At 69.7% G+C, this 16,564-nt stretch carries 17 protein-coding genes and 1 tRNA gene; 14 read left to right on the forward strand and 4 right to left on the reverse strand.

The genetic code is table 11. From position 1 onward, the window contains the following. Nucleotides 1-323 precede the first annotated feature (323 nt). The 7 genes from FKR81_RS08955 to FKR81_RS08985 all read left to right on the forward strand — a co-directional run bounded on the left by FKR81_RS08955 (nt 324) and on the right by FKR81_RS08985 (nt 5,861). On the forward strand, nt 324-905 hold the full coding sequence (locus tag FKR81_RS08955; RefSeq protein ID WP_146350508.1) for a winged helix-turn-helix domain-containing protein: 582 nt from the start codon (nt 324-326) through the stop codon (nt 903-905). Continuing rightward, on the forward strand, nt 898-1,155 hold the full coding sequence (locus FKR81_RS08960) for a hypothetical protein (RefSeq protein WP_146350509.1): 258 nt from the start codon (nt 898-900) through the stop codon (nt 1,153-1,155). The genes FKR81_RS08955 and FKR81_RS08960 overlap by 8 nt, the downstream gene beginning before the upstream one ends. Then, on the forward strand, nt 1,146-2,807 hold the full coding sequence (locus FKR81_RS08965; protein ID WP_235921406.1) for a bifunctional 3'-5' exonuclease/DNA polymerase: 1,662 nt from the start codon (nt 1,146-1,148) through the stop codon (nt 2,805-2,807). Before FKR81_RS08960 ends, FKR81_RS08965 begins: the two co-directional genes overlap by 10 nt. 429 nt (nt 2,808-3,236) lie before the next feature. Then, entirely contained in the window at nt 3,237-4,631 is a 1,395-nt protein-coding gene (locus FKR81_RS08970; RefSeq protein WP_146350510.1) for a carbohydrate-binding protein, read from the forward strand. An 83-nt stretch (nt 4,632-4,714) separates the two neighbouring features. Further along, nucleotides 4,715-4,786: transfer RNA gene (locus FKR81_RS08975), tRNA-Val, on the forward strand. A 100-nt stretch (nt 4,787-4,886) separates the two neighbouring features. Continuing rightward, a complete protein-coding gene (locus tag FKR81_RS08980; protein ID WP_146350511.1) occupies nt 4,887-5,207 on the forward strand; it encodes a hypothetical protein in 321 nt (106 codons plus the stop codon). 12 nt (nt 5,208-5,219) lie between these two features. Beyond that, nucleotides 5,220-5,861, forward strand: coding sequence for a helix-turn-helix domain-containing protein (locus FKR81_RS08985; protein ID WP_146350512.1), 642 nt, complete (start codon nt 5,220-5,222; stop codon nt 5,859-5,861). Here the strand turns inward: FKR81_RS08985 and FKR81_RS08990 are convergent. Next, nucleotides 5,843-6,676 carry a hypothetical protein gene (locus FKR81_RS08990; RefSeq protein WP_146350513.1) on the reverse strand — a complete coding sequence of 278 codons (834 nt, stop codon included), beginning with the start codon at nt 6,674-6,676 and terminating at the stop codon, nt 5,843-5,845. The genes FKR81_RS08985 and FKR81_RS08990 overlap by 19 nt on opposite strands. Nucleotides 6,677-6,966: 290 nt before the next feature. On the opposite strand from FKR81_RS08990, the gene FKR81_RS08995 reads away from it, so the two are divergent. The 6 genes from FKR81_RS08995 to FKR81_RS09020 all read left to right on the forward strand — a co-directional run bounded on the left by FKR81_RS08995 (nt 6,967) and on the right by FKR81_RS09020 (nt 11,239). Continuing rightward, nucleotides 6,967-7,389 (forward strand): hypothetical protein, encoded by a 423-nt coding sequence (locus tag FKR81_RS08995; RefSeq protein WP_146350514.1) that lies wholly within the window; start codon nt 6,967-6,969, stop codon nt 7,387-7,389. A 7-nt stretch (nt 7,390-7,396) separates the two neighbouring features. Further along, nucleotides 7,397-8,005, forward strand: coding sequence for a DUF3558 domain-containing protein (locus FKR81_RS09000; protein WP_146350515.1), 609 nt, complete (start codon nt 7,397-7,399; stop codon nt 8,003-8,005). 67 nt (nt 8,006-8,072) lie between these two features. Beyond that, on the forward strand, nt 8,073-9,335 hold the full coding sequence (locus FKR81_RS09005) for a PPE domain-containing protein (RefSeq protein WP_186762865.1): 1,263 nt from the start codon (nt 8,073-8,075) through the stop codon (nt 9,333-9,335). 17 nt (nt 9,336-9,352) lie between these two features. Next, the gene (locus FKR81_RS09010; RefSeq protein WP_186762866.1) at nt 9,353-10,132 is read left to right on the forward strand and encodes an ESX secretion-associated protein EspG; all 780 of its coding nucleotides are present in this window, start codon (nt 9,353-9,355) and stop codon (nt 10,130-10,132) included. Beyond that, nucleotides 10,129-10,653: a hypothetical protein gene (locus FKR81_RS09015; protein WP_146350518.1), complete on the forward strand. Its 525-nt coding sequence runs from the start codon at nt 10,129-10,131 to the stop codon at nt 10,651-10,653. Before FKR81_RS09010 ends, FKR81_RS09015 begins: the two co-directional genes overlap by 4 nt. A gap of 28 nt (nt 10,654-10,681) precedes the next feature. Further along, nucleotides 10,682-11,239 (forward strand): hypothetical protein, encoded by a 558-nt coding sequence (locus FKR81_RS09020; RefSeq protein ID WP_146350519.1) that lies wholly within the window; start codon nt 10,682-10,684, stop codon nt 11,237-11,239. Here FKR81_RS09020 and FKR81_RS09025 read toward each other — a convergent pair. After that, nucleotides 11,236-12,390: a lactate 2-monooxygenase gene (locus FKR81_RS09025; RefSeq protein ID WP_146350520.1), complete on the reverse strand. Its 1,155-nt coding sequence runs from the start codon at nt 12,388-12,390 to the stop codon at nt 11,236-11,238. The two genes, FKR81_RS09020 and FKR81_RS09025, sit on opposite strands and share 4 nt — an antisense overlap. A 4-nt stretch (nt 12,391-12,394) precedes the next feature. Further along, nucleotides 12,395-12,595, reverse strand: coding sequence for a hypothetical protein (locus FKR81_RS09030; RefSeq protein ID WP_146350521.1), 201 nt, complete (start codon nt 12,593-12,595; stop codon nt 12,395-12,397). A gap of 147 nt (nt 12,596-12,742) precedes the next feature. On the opposite strand from FKR81_RS09030, the gene FKR81_RS09035 reads away from it, so the two are divergent. Then, nucleotides 12,743-14,380 carry a flavin monoamine oxidase family protein gene (locus tag FKR81_RS09035; protein ID WP_146350522.1) on the forward strand — a complete coding sequence of 546 codons (1,638 nt, stop codon included), beginning with the start codon at nt 12,743-12,745 and terminating at the stop codon, nt 14,378-14,380. 3 nt (nt 14,381-14,383) lie between these two features. On the opposite strand, the gene secD is transcribed toward FKR81_RS09035, so the two are convergent. Continuing rightward, nucleotides 14,384-16,546, reverse strand: coding sequence for a protein translocase subunit SecD (gene secD, locus FKR81_RS09040; protein WP_146350523.1), 2,163 nt, complete (start codon nt 16,544-16,546; stop codon nt 14,384-14,386). Nucleotides 16,547-16,564: the final 18 nt, after the last annotated feature.

Raw genomic sequence — 16,564 nt, forward strand, 5'->3', positions numbered from 1 at the left:
CAACGCTACGTGCTCGATCCACTACTCAATAGTGGCGGGTTTCACGGGGTGTTGGGTACCGCAACCACACGTTCGGTTCTACTTGGACCACAACGTCACCCCGCAGGGGGACCATCAGCGGTGCGTTTGCCCCAGGGACAATTTTCTGTGCAGAGGCAAGGATCCTGGCTCATCGGCACCTCCACCCACGGGGCCGATGACCACGGTCGAGCAGGGCGTGATCTTGACTTTGACGACGTCCTCCTCGAGCCGCATCCGCACACCACTGATCGTCACTGTTGGTAGCGATTGACACCGGGGCATCGCAACAGTACTTTCGAAACATGTCTTTCAATAGCCCGCGAGTGCTCACGCCGCAGGACTTGCGGGCGATGAGCCATCCGTTGCGCCTGCGCATCATGGCGTTGCTCCAAGAAGAAGGACCGCTGACCGCCACCGAGGCCGCGGCCCGGCTGGAGACCACGCCCGCCAACTGCTCGTTCCACCTGCGTTTGCTCGCCAGGCACGGTTTCGTCGAGGAAGCCGAGGGCGGCGTGGGCAGGCAGCGGCCGTGGCAGGCGGTCGAGGAGGTCCGCAAGATCGCCTCGGAGTCGCTCGACGAGGAGGCCATGCCCGCGCTGCGCGCGCTCGACGAGCTGGAGTTGGAGTACTTCATCCAGAAGATCACGACGTGGCGGCAGACGCGCGACACCTTCCCGTCCGAGTGGCGCCAGGTCTCGGGCCGCGGCGGCGTGGTCTCCCACCTGACCGCTCCCGAACTGGGCGAGCTGAAGAAGCGGCTCTTCGCACTTCTCGACGAGTACGTCGAGCTGGGCCGTCCGTCGAAGCGCCGCGAGGGCACGGCCCCGGTGATGGTCGACTTCGCACTCATCCCCCTGCGCAAGCCGGAGGTGCACGATGCATGAGATCTCCGAGTCCCCCGACGGCCGGTGGCTGCTCGCCGCCGACTCGTCCGGCGTGCTGCACCTGCTCGACCTGGCGTTCCCCGACGAACCGCCGTGGCCGCTGACGCTGACCGGTGTGCCAGGGCCGTGGGCGCGCGACTCGTCAGGCTTCCGGGTGATGACGGCGTCCGGTCCGCGATTCTTCTCCCTGCTCCGCGGCTCGAGCCCGAAATTGTCAGACCTCTCCGACACAATCGGAGCGTGCTGGTAGCGGTCGTCTCTGAACCTGGTGACACAGCGAACGCCGGCCGGTTGCGCGAGATCTCGGAGGACGGGTCACCCGGTGGACCCGTCGTCGAGACGGCGGACCTGCCCGCGTCGGTCGCCGAGCTGGAGCGACGGCACAAACCCCGCTGGGTGTGGGCGTCGACGCCGGACGTCTACCCGGACCTGTTGACGGCCGGTGTCCGGGTGGAACGGTGCCACGACCTCGCGCTCACCGAGGGTCTGTTGCTGGGGTACGCCGGGCGGCACCGGGAGCCGCGCGAGCTTCCCGCCGCGATCGCCCGCCTGCAGGGCCTGTCCGCGCCGGAGGACACCGGCCCGCGCAGGCGGGAGTCGCAGCCGACGTTGTTCGAGCCGGAACGGGAGAAACTGCCGGGAGGTGCCGACCCGCTCGACGCGGTGGGTCAGGTTTACGGTGCGCAGCAAGGCAATCCCCTCGCCGAGCGGCTGCGGTTGCTGATCGCGGCGGACTGCGCGAGCTGGCTCGCCGCGTGCGAGATGACCTTCCACGGGCTGCCGTGGCGCGAGGAGGTGCATCTCGAGCTGCTCGAGGAGTTGCTCGGCCCGCGCACCGCACCCGGTGTGCGCCCGCGCAAGCTGGCGGACCTCGCCGACCGCATCGTGGCGGCGTTCGGCGGCAGGTCGATGAACCCGGACCATCCGGGCTCGATCGTGCGCGCGTTCGCACGGGAGGGCATCGACATCCCGTCCGCGCGGGCGTGGATCCTGCGCGACGTCGACCACCCCGCGGTCGAGCCTCTGCTGGAGTACAAGGAGCTCCAGCGGCTGTGGGTGGCGCACGGCTGGTCGTGGCTCGACGCGTGGGTGTCGGGCGGCCGGTTCCGCCCGGAGTACGTGGTGGGCGGTGTCGTGTCCGGCCGCTGGGCCACGCGTGGTGGTGCCGCGTTGCAGATCCCGCGCACCCTGCGCCGCGCGATCCACGCCGACCCCGGCTGGACACTGGTGGCCGCCGACGCCGCCCAGCTCGAACCCCGCGTGCTGGCGGCGTTGTCCGGCGACGCGCGCCTGGCCGAGGTGTGCGGCGACGACGACCTGTACGGCGGCATCGCCGCGGACTCGTTCCACGGCGAACGCGCGAAGGCCAAGATCGCCATGCTGTCGGCGATGTACGGCGGCACGTCCGGCGAGGCCGGTCCCCTGCTGGCCGTGCTGCGCCGCCGCTTCCCGGACGCCGTGGGCTACGTCGAGTCCGCCGCCGAAGCGGGCGAACAGGGCCGCATGGTCCGTTCCCGCCTCGGCCGGACGAGCCCGTCCCCGTCCGACTCGTGGCGCGAGCTGACCGGTGCGGGCGACGACGCGGGCGACTCGGGCCAGCCCTCCCGCCAGGCCGCCCGCAACTGGGGCCGCTTCACCCGCAACTTCGTCGTGCAGGCGAGCGCGGCCGACTGGACGGCCGCGCTGCTCGGCGTGCTCCGCACCCGCCTGCCCGACGCGTCCCAGCTCGTGTTCTTCCAGCACGACGAGGTGCTGGTCCACTGCCCGTCGGCCCTGGCGGACGAGGTGTGCGCCGCCATCACCACGTCCGCCGAGGAGGCCACCAAACTCCTCTTCGGCGCCACCCCGATCCACTTCCCCATGCGCGCCGTCCCCGTCGACTGCTACGCCGACGCCAAGTAGCCCGCACGCCACGCAGCCAGCCCGCACACGCAGGCTTCCGGCCCGAACACCCCTTCATCGGCCCCGATCCACTTCCCCGACGCACGCAGTCCCCCGTCGACTGCCGAGCCGACACCAAGCAGTGGGCTCACACCGCCCACGCGGCCAACTGGACGGTGGCCGTTCCCGGACGGCCCATTCCGCCCATCCACCACCCGTGCACACGCGCCGTCCAGCCCGAAGCCCGGCCACACCAATGATCAACAGGCACTTTCCCTTTGCGGGCCAACCGAAGCAGCCGAACGCGTACCCATCCGAACAGCACCCGCGCGACCGTTCAAGCCCGAACAACCCACGGACCATTACTCCGAACGGGCGCTTCTCTTTTGGTCGTGAGAGCGCTCTCATAGTCACCAGCACGCTTGCCCGTGACAAGGAGGTCACTCGCGCATGAGCCGCCGACGCCGCATCCTCGCGGCCACGACAGCACTGCTCGCCGCGATACCAGTCGCGGTCGTCGCCATGTCCGCCAACGCGGCCATACCCCCACCAGCGGCTGGCTGGAATCTCGTCTGGGGCGACGACTTCAACGGAGCCGCGAACACGCTGCCCTCGTCGTCGAACTGGATCGTCGATCTCGGTCACGCCTATCCCGGCGGTCCCGGGAACTGGGGTACCGGGGAGATCCAGAACTACACGAACAGCACGAACAACATCAAGCTGGACGGCAGCGGCAACCTCCGCATCACGGCACTGCGTGACGGAGCGGGCAACTGGACGTCGTCGCGCATCGAGACCCAGCGCTCGAACTTCAAGCCCGCACCCGGCGGCAAGCTCGCCATCGAAGGCCGCATCCAGATGCCGAACGTCACCGGCCAGGCCGCACTCGGCTACTGGCCCGCGTTCTGGGCATTGGGTTCGCCCTACCGCGGCAACTACTGGAACTGGCCGAGCATCGGCGAGTTCGACATCATGGAGAACGTCAACGGCATCAACTCCGTGTGGGGCGTGCTCCACTGTGGAGTGAACCCCGGCGGTCCCTGCAACGAGACCACGGGCATCGCGAGCAACCGCGCGTGCCCCGGCACCTCGTGCCAGGGCGGGTTCCACACCTACCGCTTCGAGTGGGACGACGGCGCGAAGCAGTTCCGCTGGTACGTCGACGGCCAGCTCTTCCACACCGTCAACCAGGGCCAGGTCGGCGCGGGCACGTGGGACCAGATGACCAACCACGCGGGCTACTTCGTCCTGCTGAACCTGGCCATCGGCGGCGCCTTCCCGAACGCGCTGGCCGGCCAGACGCCGACGGCGGCGACCGTGCCCGGTCACTCGCTGGTCGTCGACTACGTGGCGGTCTACCAGTCGGGCACCGGCACCACGCCGCCGACGAGCACGACGACCACCACCACGACCCCCGGTAACCCCGGCGGTGGCGGCAGCGCCTACTCCGAGCTCCAGGCGGAGAGCGCACAGGAACGCTCCGGCGGGACCGTCGGCACCGCCACGGACACCGGCGGCGGCCAGGCGGTCGGTGAGATCGGCAACGGCGGGTACCTGAAGTTCTCCGGCGTGAACTTCGGTTCCTCCACCGCGCGCCAGTTCTACGCCCGCGTGGCGTCCGGCGCGGCAGGCGGAGTCAGCGGACTCGTCGAGGTCAGACTCGACAGCCGCACAGCGGCTCCGGCAGGCACGTTCGCGGTCGGCAACACCGGCGGCTGGCAGTCGTGGAAGACAGTTCCGGCGAACATCTCCGGCATCACCGGCACCCACGACGTCTACGTCACGTTCACCAGCGGCCAGCCCGCGCCGTACGTGAGCGTCAACTGGGTGAAGTTCGGCACCTGATCCGTGGTGGGCGTCCGGATGCCTCCTTCCTCCGGACCCCCACCACGCCCCAACGAAGGAACCCGCTAAGCTTGTCCGCGCACGGACGATTAGCTCAGCGGGAGAGCACTACCTTGACACGGTAGGGGTCACAGGTTCAATCCCTGTATCGTCCATTCGAAACGGCCTCCGGCGAATCTTCGCCGGAGGCCGTTTTCGCATTCCTGAGTAGTTGTACCGATGTCGCCGCGAACGCCGGTCGGCAAGCTCGGTTCCGTGACCGAAGTGGATCAGAGCAGGTTCGCCGCACTCGCCGGCTTCACCATTCCGGTGGCACTGATGGTGCTGACCATCGTCGCGTTCACGGGCGACTACCTGGACGTCCTCGGCTGGCAGGGCGGCGAGTACGGCTACGCGTTCCTCTGGATCGCGATCGGCTCGGTGGTGCTCGGCGTGGTGACCAAGGCCGCCGCTCCCGCGCCGTGGCGGTCGGCCGGGTCCGGCATGGTGCTGGCGGGCACGATCGGCGTGGTACTCACCATCGCGGCGGTGATGCTGTTCATGTGGGCGTTCGCGCACTCCAGCTGGACGTTCTGAGAACATGGAGGCGTGTACCGGGAGCACGAAGCGCCCGCCGGGCTGGCCTGCCTGTGGACCAGAGAGTCCACGGAGCCGTACATCGCGCGCGTCGTCCCGGACGGTTGCACCGACATCATCTGGGTGCCCGACACGGACCACCTGTTCGTGGCCGGTCCTGACACCCAGCCGCACCCCACGACCATCGCGCCAGGCCGCATGTTCGGCGTCCGCTTCCCACCCGGCGCGGGCCCTGCCGTCTTCGGCGCACCCGCCCACGCACTGCGCGACCTGCGCGTACCGCTGACCGAGCTGGTGCCCGGCGCCCGCCTGTCCACCCCGGACGAGATCGTGGCGTTCGCACTGGACCGGCTGCGCCCCGACCCGTCCGCGCACGCGGTCGCGTCGGCGCTGCGCCGCTCCCCCGTCTCGACCGTCGCGTGGGACCTGGGCCTCAGCTCACGCCAGCTGCACCGCCGCTGCCTGGACGCGTTCGGCTACGGCCCGAAGATGCTGCAACGCGTGCTCCGCTTCGACCGAGCCGTCTCACTGGCCCGCGCGGGCACACCGTTCGCGTCGGTGGCCGCCGAGTCCGGCTACGCCGACCAGGCGCACCTCTCACGCGAGGTGCGCGAGTTCGCGGGCGTGCCGCTGAGTCAGCTGATCCGCCCGTGAGCCCGCAGCTTCACCAAGTTCTCGATCGTCACGATCGGCCGCCACTCGAACTTCGTGACCGGCGTCCACGCCGCCCACGGGAAGTCCCAGCCGCCGTCTTCCTGTTGCGCCGCAACGAGCTCGTCGAGACTCTTCGCGAACTCCTCGTCGCTGAACCACCTCCGCGCCAGACTGTCCGGCCGCGACGCGTAGTCGTGCGGCTTGTGCACCTCGGCGGCGTCCAGCCCGCCGGTGACCAGCTGCTCCTTGACGATCGTCCCGAGCCGCTCCGCGTGCTTCTCCGCGCGTTCCCGGTCCGGCACCTGGTCGAGGAACATGACGCACGCGTTCGCCTCGTACGGGTGCGCGCTCGTGAGATCCTCGATCTGCTGCCAGCAGTACTCGGTGGCCCGGTCGACCCACGGGTGCTCGATCTTCATGCGGTGCAAGGCGGACACGATCTGCCCGGTCAGCAACAACCCACCCCGCCCGTCCATCTCGATCCACGGCGCGTGCGGGTACTTCGCACCAGTCGTGAGCCCGAACGGCACCCCGTCGTTCCAGATCTCGCCGAGAAACCCGAGCACCGGCGGCACGTGCTCGGGCGCGTTCAACTCACCGAGCAGGTGCAACGCACTGAGCACGTGCAACGGCTGACTGGTCGGCCCACGCCCGTCGGGCTCCAGCGCGTGCCCGAACCCACCGTCGTCGTTGCGGTACGCGAGCAGCGCCGTCACCACCGGCTCCGCGGGCCCACCGTCGAACAGGAACTCGAACCGCCGCTGCTCGAGGACGCGGGCGTTGTGCCAGATGAAAGACCTTGCGCGTTCGATCATGTCTCGAACCTAGGCCTCCGCCACGCCACCGGTCTTGAACGAAACGGACGTCCGCGTACCCGGTCGGGTTGAGGACGAGCACGGACAGTGGCCTCCCTGAGCCCAGGTGGAGGCCTGTCACCGCCACTGTCCTCCGTGTGGGCGACGCCCCCGACCACGCTCACCCGCCTGTGTGAGCAGCAGCAGCCGCAGTCATCGAGATGGCGGTATCGGACTAAGTCGATCAGCCCCACATGGAACCAACGCTGTGCCAAAATCCTCCAAGGGAGAGGCACTGAGGGGAGCTGAACATGCCGGCCATCGAGTTCATGGCAAGTACACCGATCATGTCGGCGGTTGGCGACGCGGCCGGAGCCGCTGGCGCAGCGGCGATGAAGGCCGCGCAGATGGTCGGGACGACCCAGACCAAGTTCAGCATCGACCCCGCAGAAGCCAGCAAGTTGATCAAGGGGCTCGAAGATGCCCGTCGTGAGCTGGAAAGGCTGCACGACGAGGCCATGGATGTCGCGAACGTGAATTCACCGGGCAAGGACATCTACAGCGGGTTCGCAACCATGGCGGTTCGCAAGGCAACCGGCGCCGAAGAGGGCGGCTACTGCTGGGCGAACGTCAAGGCCCAAGAGGCTCTCAACGAGACCATCAAGAACATTCAAGACGCACTGAACGTCTACAAAGAGACCGAATCCGGCAACAAGTCCACTTTCAAGGGGTAAGGAACTCGTGAATCGTCTCGCGTTGTCCGTACTGGCCGCGACCGCTGCAGCAGGGCTCCTTGCCGGGTGCAACTCGAAGGAACCGGGTAACGCCACTGGGGCGCCGGAAACCGGTGGCAACACCCAGAGCAACACGCCTACGTCTGCACCAGGCGGCGACGAAGCACCCCCTGTGACCGGCCCTGAGATCAGTCTCGACAAGTTCAAGAGCGCGCCGTGCACCCTCGTACCGGCTGAGCAGCTCTCCAAGATCGGGGATCTGCGCGAAGGCCGCCCCGCTGACCGCCAAGGCCAGCCCCAGTGCAGCTGGGAACCGAAGGCGTCGACCGGCGGCGTGGCCTTCACGCTCACCATCAGCAAGAGCACTCTCAGCGACTACTACAAGGGCAAGAGTAACTACAATTACTTCAAGCCCACCGAGATTTCGGGCTATCCGTCTGCCAACTTCGACGGCACCGAAGGGAAGAACGGACACTGCGGAACCGCGATCGCGTTGGGCAAGGATTCCACGCTCGTGGTGCAGATCACCGTTCGCGGCAAGGAGTCGCCCAGTTACACGACGCCGTGCGTGGAGTCCGAGCGGATCTCCACTGTCGCGATCGATGGGCTGAAGTGAGGTAACCATGACATCACCTCAAGATCCTGCTATCGACATGGATGTGGCCGGCTTCGGCCTCATGACCATGGGGTTCGGTGCAGACAAGATCTACGGCTGGTTCCACGACGGCAAGGGCCCCGAGCAGACGACCGACGTGACCGATCAGACGTTCGCCAGCTTGGCCAGTGGCCACAGCAACGTCTCGCAGATCATCAACGACGCGGTCAGGAACTCCGGCGCGGCCTGGGAAGGCGCTGCGGGTGACGCCGCCCGCAGCAATACGTCCCCATTGGCCACGTGGGCCGATGCGACCGGCAACAACGCGAGGCAGGCGTCCGACCAGACGTACCAGCTGGGCAGTGCGTTCCGGCAGGCCAAGAACTCCGTGCAGAAGCCGGTCGACGTACCGGACAAGCCTTGGTACAACAGCGCAGTTCCGTGGAACACGGACTACGACGACGCGGTCGAGAAGAGCCAGCAGGTCAACGACGCGAACATGCAGGTGCTCAACACCTATGCGTCGAGCGCCAACAGCGTCTCCACCGGCATGCCGACGTTCGAGTCGCCCAACGGGTCGCTCGCGAAGATCGAGAAGCCGGAGCCGCCCATTCCGCCGATCATCGAGCCCCCGCCGCCCGAGTACCCCGGCGACCCCGGTGGTGGCGACAGCAACGGCAAGGACAAGACCGGTGGCGACACCACGGGCACGTCGCAGTGGAAGCCGCCCGGCACCACTGGCGGTGGCGACGACACCGGCAAGTCGGACTGGACCGACCCCGGCGGCAAGGACAAGCCCAACCCGCCCGTGCCTCCGCCGTACCCGCCCCCCAACGACCGCGACCGGCCGCTTCCGCCGCCCATTCCGCCGCCCGGCGTGCCCGGACGGCCGGGTGACCCGAACGACCCGCGCAACCGCGGGAAGGTGCCGCCTGGTCCCGGTGGGCCCGGTGGACGCGGTGGTGGCCCTGGCGGCGGACCCGGTGGTGGGCCCGGCGGCGGCGGTGGTGGCCGCGGGCCTGGAGCCGGTGGTCTCGGTGGGCCGGGTGCTCCGGGCGCCGGGCGTCTCGGTGGTGCGGCCGCCGCGGGCATGGGGCCCGGTGGGTCGTCGGGTGTCATGGGTCAGGGACAAGGGCAGGGTGGCTTCGGGCCTGGTGGCTCGGGTGCTGGTGGTGCGGGCGCAGGACGGGCCGGCGCCGCGGGTGCGGCCGGTATGGGCGGCATGGGTGCCGGTGCCGGGCGTGGTCAGGGTGACGAGGACAAGGATCACAAGTCCGCGTCCTACTTGCAGGAGACCGAGGACATCTTCGGCGACGGCACCATGGTGGCGCCGCCGGTCATCGGCGGATAACGGAACCTGGGGGAAAAGTGCTGCGTAGCAGGGTCGCCGTCCCTGTCGTCGCGCTGTACACCGCGTGGCAGGCCGCTGGGCTGCCGCAGCTGCACCGCGCGCTGATCGCTCAGATCGACTTCGACGAGGACCAACTCGCCGAGGGCGATCTGAGTGGTCTGAACGCGTTGGCGCGCAACAGCTGGGGCGCGCTGGAGCAGCTGGGGCTCGCCCGTGGCGGGCAGATCCACCCGGACCTCGCCAGCACGCTGCGGCTCATCGCCGAGGCGACGACGGAGTACTACGCGTTCTTCAGCCACGAGGACAGTCAGACCTGCACCGCGCTCACCGTCCGCAACGGTGACGAGGCGGTCCGGGTGGTGCTCACGCCGGACAACACGTTCGTGCTCGAGCCCATCCGGCCGGAGGACGCGGCGCAGGCGCTCATCGCGGCACTGCCCCCGACGCCGCCGGGCAAGGGCGGGCCGATCAGCCTGCCCGGTGACGCGCTCGAGGCGAAGCCGCAGCGCTACGAGGACACCGGCTCGTTCATGCAGCAGTCCCGGCCGACGAGCACGCCGCACGACCAGCAGGTGCAGCAGCTGCGCAAGATCATGTCCGAGCAGCGCACCGGCGGCGGCCAGCTGTACGCGGCGTGGCGCGACTCGCGCGGGCGCAAGCAGCGGTGCGAGAACCCGCTGACGTTCTTCGACACCATCAGCGGCCGCTACATCACGCAGAAGACGTCCGGCTGGCTCAACGTCATGCCCGGCGACTTCACGACGCTCGCGAGGCTCACAGCCGAGCTGCCCGCATGACCAAAGGCACGATCGCGATCGGCGCCGTGCTCGTCGTCGGGCTGCTCGGCGTCGCCGCGGTGCTGGAGGAACGTCCGCCGCCCGTCGACTCGGCGCTGGCCGGGGCCGTGACGCCGGTGGTGGACGCCGAACTGCAGCGGGAAGGTCCCTGGCGCATCGCGGGCGCGCGGTGGTTCTGCGCCGAGCGGGTGGTCGAGATCCGCAGGCAGAACGGCGAGCTCAAGGTCGGTGTGCACACGCTGTGCGACGCCTACATCACCGACGGCGGGGGCCTGCGCACCGTCGGCGGCGAGTCCGGGGCCAAGCTCGTCACGATGACCGAGGCGCCGCACCGGGTGGTGCACGTCGAGACGCCGCCGGACGGCGCGGGCAACGCGGAGTGGATCGACGAGAACTTCTCCCGCGCGGGCGCCGCCGAGGTGCACCGGCGGATCGCCACCGGCTCAGGCCTGGCCGACCAGGCCGCGTCGGAGGCGAGGCTCGCATTCGGGCTGCCCGCGGACACTCCGATCCGTCACTGACGCGATCACTCGGCACCGAGGGGAAGCAGTGGCCAAGACGTCTGCCAAGCGCGTGATCGCACTCGCGGTGGGGGCCGGTGTGCTCGCCTGCGCGGGGGTGTTCGGCTGGTGGCAGTTCGTCGGGAGTCCACCGGAGATCGACCCCGGACTTGCGGCGGCCGTGCTCCCGGTGATCGACGCGGAACTCGAGCGCGAAGGCCCCTGGGACATCGGGTCGTCAGACCAGCGGGGGCGCTGGTTCTGCGCGGAGCAGCTGATCGAGATCCGCCGGGCGGACGGGCAACTGGAGGTCGGGCTGCACGCGGTGTGCGACGCGTTCGCGAGCGACGGCACGGCGCTGCGCCTCGTCGGTGGTCAGTCGGCGCCGAAGCGAGTCATCGTCACCGAGCCGGCGCACCAGGTCATCGAGGTCGAGACGGGGGCGGACGGCGCAGGCCGCGAGAACTGGATCGACAACAACTTCTCCCTCGCCGGAGCGAGGGAACTGCACCGTCAGCTGGAGAACGCGGGCGAGCTGAGCGACCAGGCCGCGTCGGAGGCGAAGCTGGCGTTCGGCCTGCCTCCCGACGCGACCATCCGCCGCTAACGCAGGGCGTCCGGCCCCAGTTCGGCCGGGCTCCGGTGCCCCGAGAGCCCCATCGTGAGGTCGAAGTCCGCCAGCAGGCTGCGCAGCACGTGCCGCACGCCGACCTGACCTCCGTGCGCCAGCCCGTAGGCGAACGGACGTCCGACGAGAACCGCCTTGGCGCCCAGCGCGAGCGCCTTCACGATGTCCGCGCCCGTGCGGATGCCGGAGTCGAACAGGACGTCGACCTGCTCGCCGACCGCCGCGACGATCTCCGGCAGCACGTCGAGCGACCCGACCGCGCCGTCGACCTGGCGGCCGCCGTGGTTGGACACGACGATGCCGTCCACACCGGACTCGACGGCCTTGCGCGCGTCGTCGATGTGCTGGATCCCTTTCAGCACAACGGGTCCGTCCCAGTGCTCGCGCAGGAACGGGAGCATGTCCCAGCTCTTGTCCTTGCCGGTGAACAGCTGCACCCAGCGCAGGATCGCCATCGGCAGGTCCTCGTCGGGCGCTTTCTCCAGTCCGGCGCGGAAAGCCGGGTCGCTGAACGGGATCGCGGTGCCGACGGCGCGCAGGAACGGCAGGTACGACTGGTCGAGATCGCGCGGACGCCACGCGAGCGTCCAGGTGTCCAAAGTGACCACGAGCGTGGTGAACCCTGCCTTGCGCGCGCGGTCGAGGATGCTGGCGCACACGTCCGGGTCGTTCGGCCAGTACAGCTGGAACCAGCGCGGGCCGTCGCCGCTGGCCTCGGCAACCTCCTCGATCGAGTAGGACGACGCGGTCGACAGGACGATCGGCACGCCCAGCTCGGCGGCGGCGCGCGCCGAGGCGAGCTCGCCGTCCGGATGCAGGATCGACTGCACGCCAACGGGTGCGAGGAGCACGGGCGCGGGGAGCTCGGTGCCGAGAACGGTGACGCCGAGGTGGCGTTCGGAGGCGTCGCGCAGCATCCGGGGCACGATCCGCACCCGGTCGAACGCCTCGCGGTTCGCCCGGACGGTCGCCCCGGAGCCGGCACCGCCCGCCACGTACCAGAACGGACCGGGCCCCAGCCGTTCCCGCGCGGACTCCTCGAGCCCGGTCACGTCGGTGGTGAACGGCGGCACCTGGCCGCCGAGCCCCTGCAGGTAGATCTCGTTCTGGTACGAAGCGAATCCGGTCATGCGCCTACTCTGCTACCGCGGGCTTCTGCTTGCTAGTCAGCTTCTTCGCCACCAGCAGCAGCACGCCGACCACACCGATGCCGATGCCGAGGACCGGCTGGTAGTCGTCGGCCCAGCTGAGCAGCGTCAGCCGGTACTCGGTGAACTGGAACAAGATCGCGGACAGGAAGCCGAGAACGACGAGCAGGCCACCCAAGCGAACCATGACTAACCCCCAGAATTGTCGGTGAACGCGGGGAGGTTACTCATCGGACGGTCGCCCCGTCCCGGGAACCGCGAAACTCGGCGAGGGGCAACGGCCGGCACCCAGGTGTAGGCGATTGCAAGGGGTGGCGCCGACACACTGGCCCGCATGCGAAGCGACACCACCCGACGACGTTTCCTCGCTGCGACCGGAGCGTCCGTCCTCGCGCAGATGATGGCCGGGACCGTGCCGTTCGAGGCGGCCGCGGCGCAGGTCGGGAGGCAGGCCGGGGAGTCGGTGCTGCCGCGGGGTTCCGGTGCGGGCACGTCGGTGCTGATCCTCGGTGCGGGGCCCGCCGGGCTCACCGCCGCGTACGAGCTGCAGCGCGCCGGGTTCCAGGTGCAGGTCCTCGAGGCGCAGGGACGTGCGGGCGGGCGCGTGTTCACCGCGCGCAGGGGCACGAAGGTCACCGAGCAGCACGCCGACGGCAGCACGACCACGCAGGTCTGCCAGTTCGACGAGGGGCTGTACCTCAACCTCGGCGCCGGACGGATCCCGCACCACCACCGCAGGGTGCTGCGCTACTGCGCGGAACTGGGTGTCGCGCTCGAACCGTACACAATGGAGACGACCGCGAACCTGGTGCAGAGCCCTCAGGGATTCATGGGCAAGGCGCAGGTCAACCGCAGGGTCGCCAACGACACCCGAGGACACCTCGCGGAACTGCTCACGAGGGCGGTCAGGCGCGGCGCGCTGGACGAGGACCTGACGGCGAGCGAACGGTCGGCGCTGACGGACCTGCTGAAGACGTTCGGCGATCTGCGGCCGGACGGCACCTATCGCGGCTCGACCCGGTCGGGCACCACGAAGCCGCTGAACGTGGACCAGCTGTACGAGGCGCCACCGCCGCTGCCGTTGCGGGAACTGCTGTACTCGCAGTTCTGGCACCACAACTTCTACATCCCGCTGCACCACACGTGGCAGCCCGCGCTGTTCCAGCCGGTCGGCGGCATGGACAAGATCATCGAAGGCTTCCTGCGCAAGGTCGGCGCCAAGGTGCGCTACAACGCGCCAGTCACCGGGATCCGGCTGCTCGCCGACGGCGTCGAGGTGACCGGTGCCGGGTTCACGATGCGCGCCGACTACTGCCTGAGCAGCATCTCGATGCCGGTGCTGCAGAAGATCACCAGGACGAACTTCTCGCCGGACTTCGACGAGGCGATCAAGTTCTGCACCATGATCCCCGCGTGCAAGGTCGGCTGGCAGGCGAACGAGCGGTTCTGGGAGTCCGACGCCTACCAGATCTACGGCGGCATCAGCTGGGTCGACGACATGACCACGCAGATCTGGTACCCGTCCTACGACTACTTCACGAGGAAGGGCACGCTGACCGGCGCCTACAACACGCTCGGCAGCGCGAAGAAGTTCGGCGAGCTGAGCCACCCCGAGCGCCTCAGGGTGGCGCGCGCGGCGGGTGCGCGGCTGCACCCGGAGTTCGCCGACGAGCGGGTCGTGCCCACCGCGCTCGGCATGTCGATCGCCTGGCAGAAGGTCCCCCACCAGCTGGGCGGCTGGGCGAACTGGTTCGACGAGCCCGCCGACCGGAAGGCGTACGGGCGGCTGCTCGCCCCGGACGGCCGGTTCCACGTGATCGGTGACCACGTGTGCCCGCTGCCGGGGTGGCAGGAGGGCGCGATGATGTCCGCCGAGTGGGCCATGAAGCAGATCGTCGGCGTGGAGTCCGCCGCGGTGCCGGAGGTGCGCAGGGCGCCGGACTCGATCGCGGTGACCGAGTCCGGCTCCTGACGGCTACACCACCGCGCCGTCGCGTGAACGGGGAGCTCGGCGGCGGTTCCGCGACCTCGTCGGCCACCGCTTCTCCAGCGCGATCGCGACCGGCGCGGCGGTGACCACCGTGGACGCGGTGCCCGCGACCAGTCCGACCAGCAGCGCGGTCGCGAAGTCCGCGAGCGAGCCGTCGCCGAGCACGAGCAGCGCGAGCAGGACGAACAGCACGCCGATGCCGGTGTTCACGGTGCGCGGGACGGTCTGCAGCACGGCGTTGCTCACCACGGACGGGTACGGGTCCTTCAACCGCGCCCCGCGCAGTTCGCGCAGCCGGTCGAACACGACGACCGAGTCGTTGACCGAGTACCCGATCACGGTCAGCAGCGCGGCGAGGAAGACGCCGTCCGCGGTCTTGCCGAGCCACGCGAACACGCCGATCAGCACGGCGACGTCGGTGAGGAGCGCGACGACCGTCGCCACGCCGAGCCGCCAGTCGAACCGCACGGCCAGGTAGCCGAGCTGCGCGGCGACGGCGATCGCCAGCGCGATGACGGCGTTGCGGCGCAGCTCGGAGCCGAGGCTGGGGCCGATCAGCTCGTTGCTGGTCTGCTGCGCGCCGCCGACCGCCGAGCTGACCGCCGCGCCGATGCGCGAGGACGCCGCGTCGTCGATGGGGCCGGTGCGCACGGACACCTCGTTGCCACCGGAGATCGACACGACCGCGTCGCCGAAGCCGGCGTCGGCCAGCGCGGTGCGCACCTTCCCCGCGTCGACGGGGCCGGTGGCCGCGTAGTCGAGCATGCGGCCGCCGGTGAACTCGACGCCGAGGTCGAGCCCGCGCAGGAACAGGCCGGACAGGCACACCAGGATCAGTGCCGCCGCGGCCAGCAACCAGCGCGCGGGCCTGCGGTAGATCGTGACGCCCCGCAGCTTGCCGCGGACCCAGCCGAGCGTGTGCAGGCCGCTGATCCTGGGCCAGCGCTCGACGAGTCCCATGGCCCACAGCACGAGCACGCGGCTCAGCACCAGTGCGCTGAACATCGACGCGAGCACGCCGATCGTCAGCGTCACGCCGAAACCCTTGACCGGGCCGGTCGCGAGGAAGAACAACAACCCGGCGGCGAGCAGTGTCGTCACGTTCGAGTCGGCGACGGCGCTCAAGGCGCCCTTGAACCCGCCTTCCGCCGCGCGGCGCAGGTTCCGGCGTTTCTGGTACTCCTCGCGGGCGCGTTCGAAGACGAGCACGTTGGCGTCGACGGCCATGCCGATCGCGAGCACGAAACCGGCGAGTCCTGGCAGGGTCAGCGTCGCGCCGACCGCGAGCAGCGCCGAGTACGCGACACCCGCGTAGCCGACGAGCGCGAGCACGGCCAGCAACCCGGCGAGGCGGTAGGCGACGATCAGGAAGACGCCGGTGAGCGCGACGCCGATGATCGCGGCCTTGGCGCTGGCGTCGACGGCCTCGGCGCCGAGCGTCGCGCCGACGGTGCGCTGTTCGACGACCTCGACCGGCACGGGCAGCGAGCCGGAGCGGATGACCAGCGCCAGCTCGTTGGCCTCCGCCTTGCTGAACTGGCCGGTGATCGAGGTGCTGCCGCCGGCCTGGCCGACGTTGCACGGCGTCTCGCGGCCCACCTCGGGTGAGGAGACGGGCTTGCCGTCGAGCACGAACGCGATCTGCCGCGCCGGGTTGCCGGACGGGATGCACGCGGCCTCGGCGGTGACCTTCTGCCAGGTCTTGCCCGCCTCGCTGGTGAAGTCGACGTTGACGATCCAGCCCGCGCCCTGCGGGTTGCTGAGCGCCTTGGCGTCGGTGATCCCCTCGCCGGTCATGACGGTCTGACCGAGGCGTTGCACGGTCAGCTGGGCGGTGCGGCCGAGGACCTTGACGGCCTCGGCCGGGTCCTGGACGCCGGGCAGTTCGACGAGGATGCGGTTCTCGCCGGACCGGGCGAGCACGGGTTCGGCGACGCCGAGCTCGTCGACGCGGCGGCGCAGCACTTCGAGCGCGCGGTCGGTGGCTTCGGCGTCACCCTTGGCCTCGAGGACGATCTGGGTTCCGCCCCGCAGGTCGAGTCCGAGGCGTGGATCGGTGGTGAGCAGCAGGAAAGCGGACGCGACGAGGACGGCGAGGGACAACAAGCCCCGCACGAGCAGACCTCGCCGCGCATGGGTGCGCGACATGGGTGAGAGGACCTTCCA

The sequence above is a fragment of the Lentzea tibetensis genome, assembly GCF_007845675.1.
In the GTDB taxonomy this organism is placed as follows: Bacteria; Actinomycetota; Actinomycetes; order Mycobacteriales; family Pseudonocardiaceae; genus Lentzea; species Lentzea tibetensis.

Bases quoted from the DNA above. Each gene is read 5' to 3' on its own strand.
- FKR81_RS09025 (WP_146350520.1), bottom strand. From the start codon at position 12,390: ATGACCGGATTCGCTTCGTACCAGAACGAGATCTACCTGCAGGGGCTC.
- FKR81_RS09005 (WP_186762865.1), top strand. From the start codon at position 8,073: ATGGGGTTCGGTGCAGACAAGATCTACGGCTGGTTCCACGACGGCAAG.
- FKR81_RS09035 (WP_146350522.1), top strand. From the start codon at position 12,743: ATGCGAAGCGACACCACCCGACGACGTTTCCTCGCTGCGACCGGAGCG.
- FKR81_RS08970 (WP_146350510.1), top strand. From the start codon at position 3,237: ATGAGCCGCCGACGCCGCATCCTCGCGGCCACGACAGCACTGCTCGCC.
- FKR81_RS08990 (WP_146350513.1), bottom strand. From the start codon at position 6,676: ATGATCGAACGCGCAAGGTCTTTCATCTGGCACAACGCCCGCGTCCTC.
- FKR81_RS09015 (WP_146350518.1), top strand. From the start codon at position 10,129: ATGACCAAAGGCACGATCGCGATCGGCGCCGTGCTCGTCGTCGGGCTG.
- FKR81_RS08995 (WP_146350514.1), top strand. From the start codon at position 6,967: ATGCCGGCCATCGAGTTCATGGCAAGTACACCGATCATGTCGGCGGTT.
- FKR81_RS09030 (WP_146350521.1), bottom strand. From the start codon at position 12,595: ATGGTTCGCTTGGGTGGCCTGCTCGTCGTTCTCGGCTTCCTGTCCGCG.
- FKR81_RS08955 (WP_146350508.1), top strand. From the start codon at position 324: ATGTCTTTCAATAGCCCGCGAGTGCTCACGCCGCAGGACTTGCGGGCG.
- secD (WP_146350523.1), bottom strand. From the start codon at position 16,546: ATGTCGCGCACCCATGCGCGGCGAGGTCTGCTCGTGCGGGGCTTGTTG.
- FKR81_RS08960 (WP_146350509.1), top strand. From the start codon at position 898: ATGCATGAGATCTCCGAGTCCCCCGACGGCCGGTGGCTGCTCGCCGCC.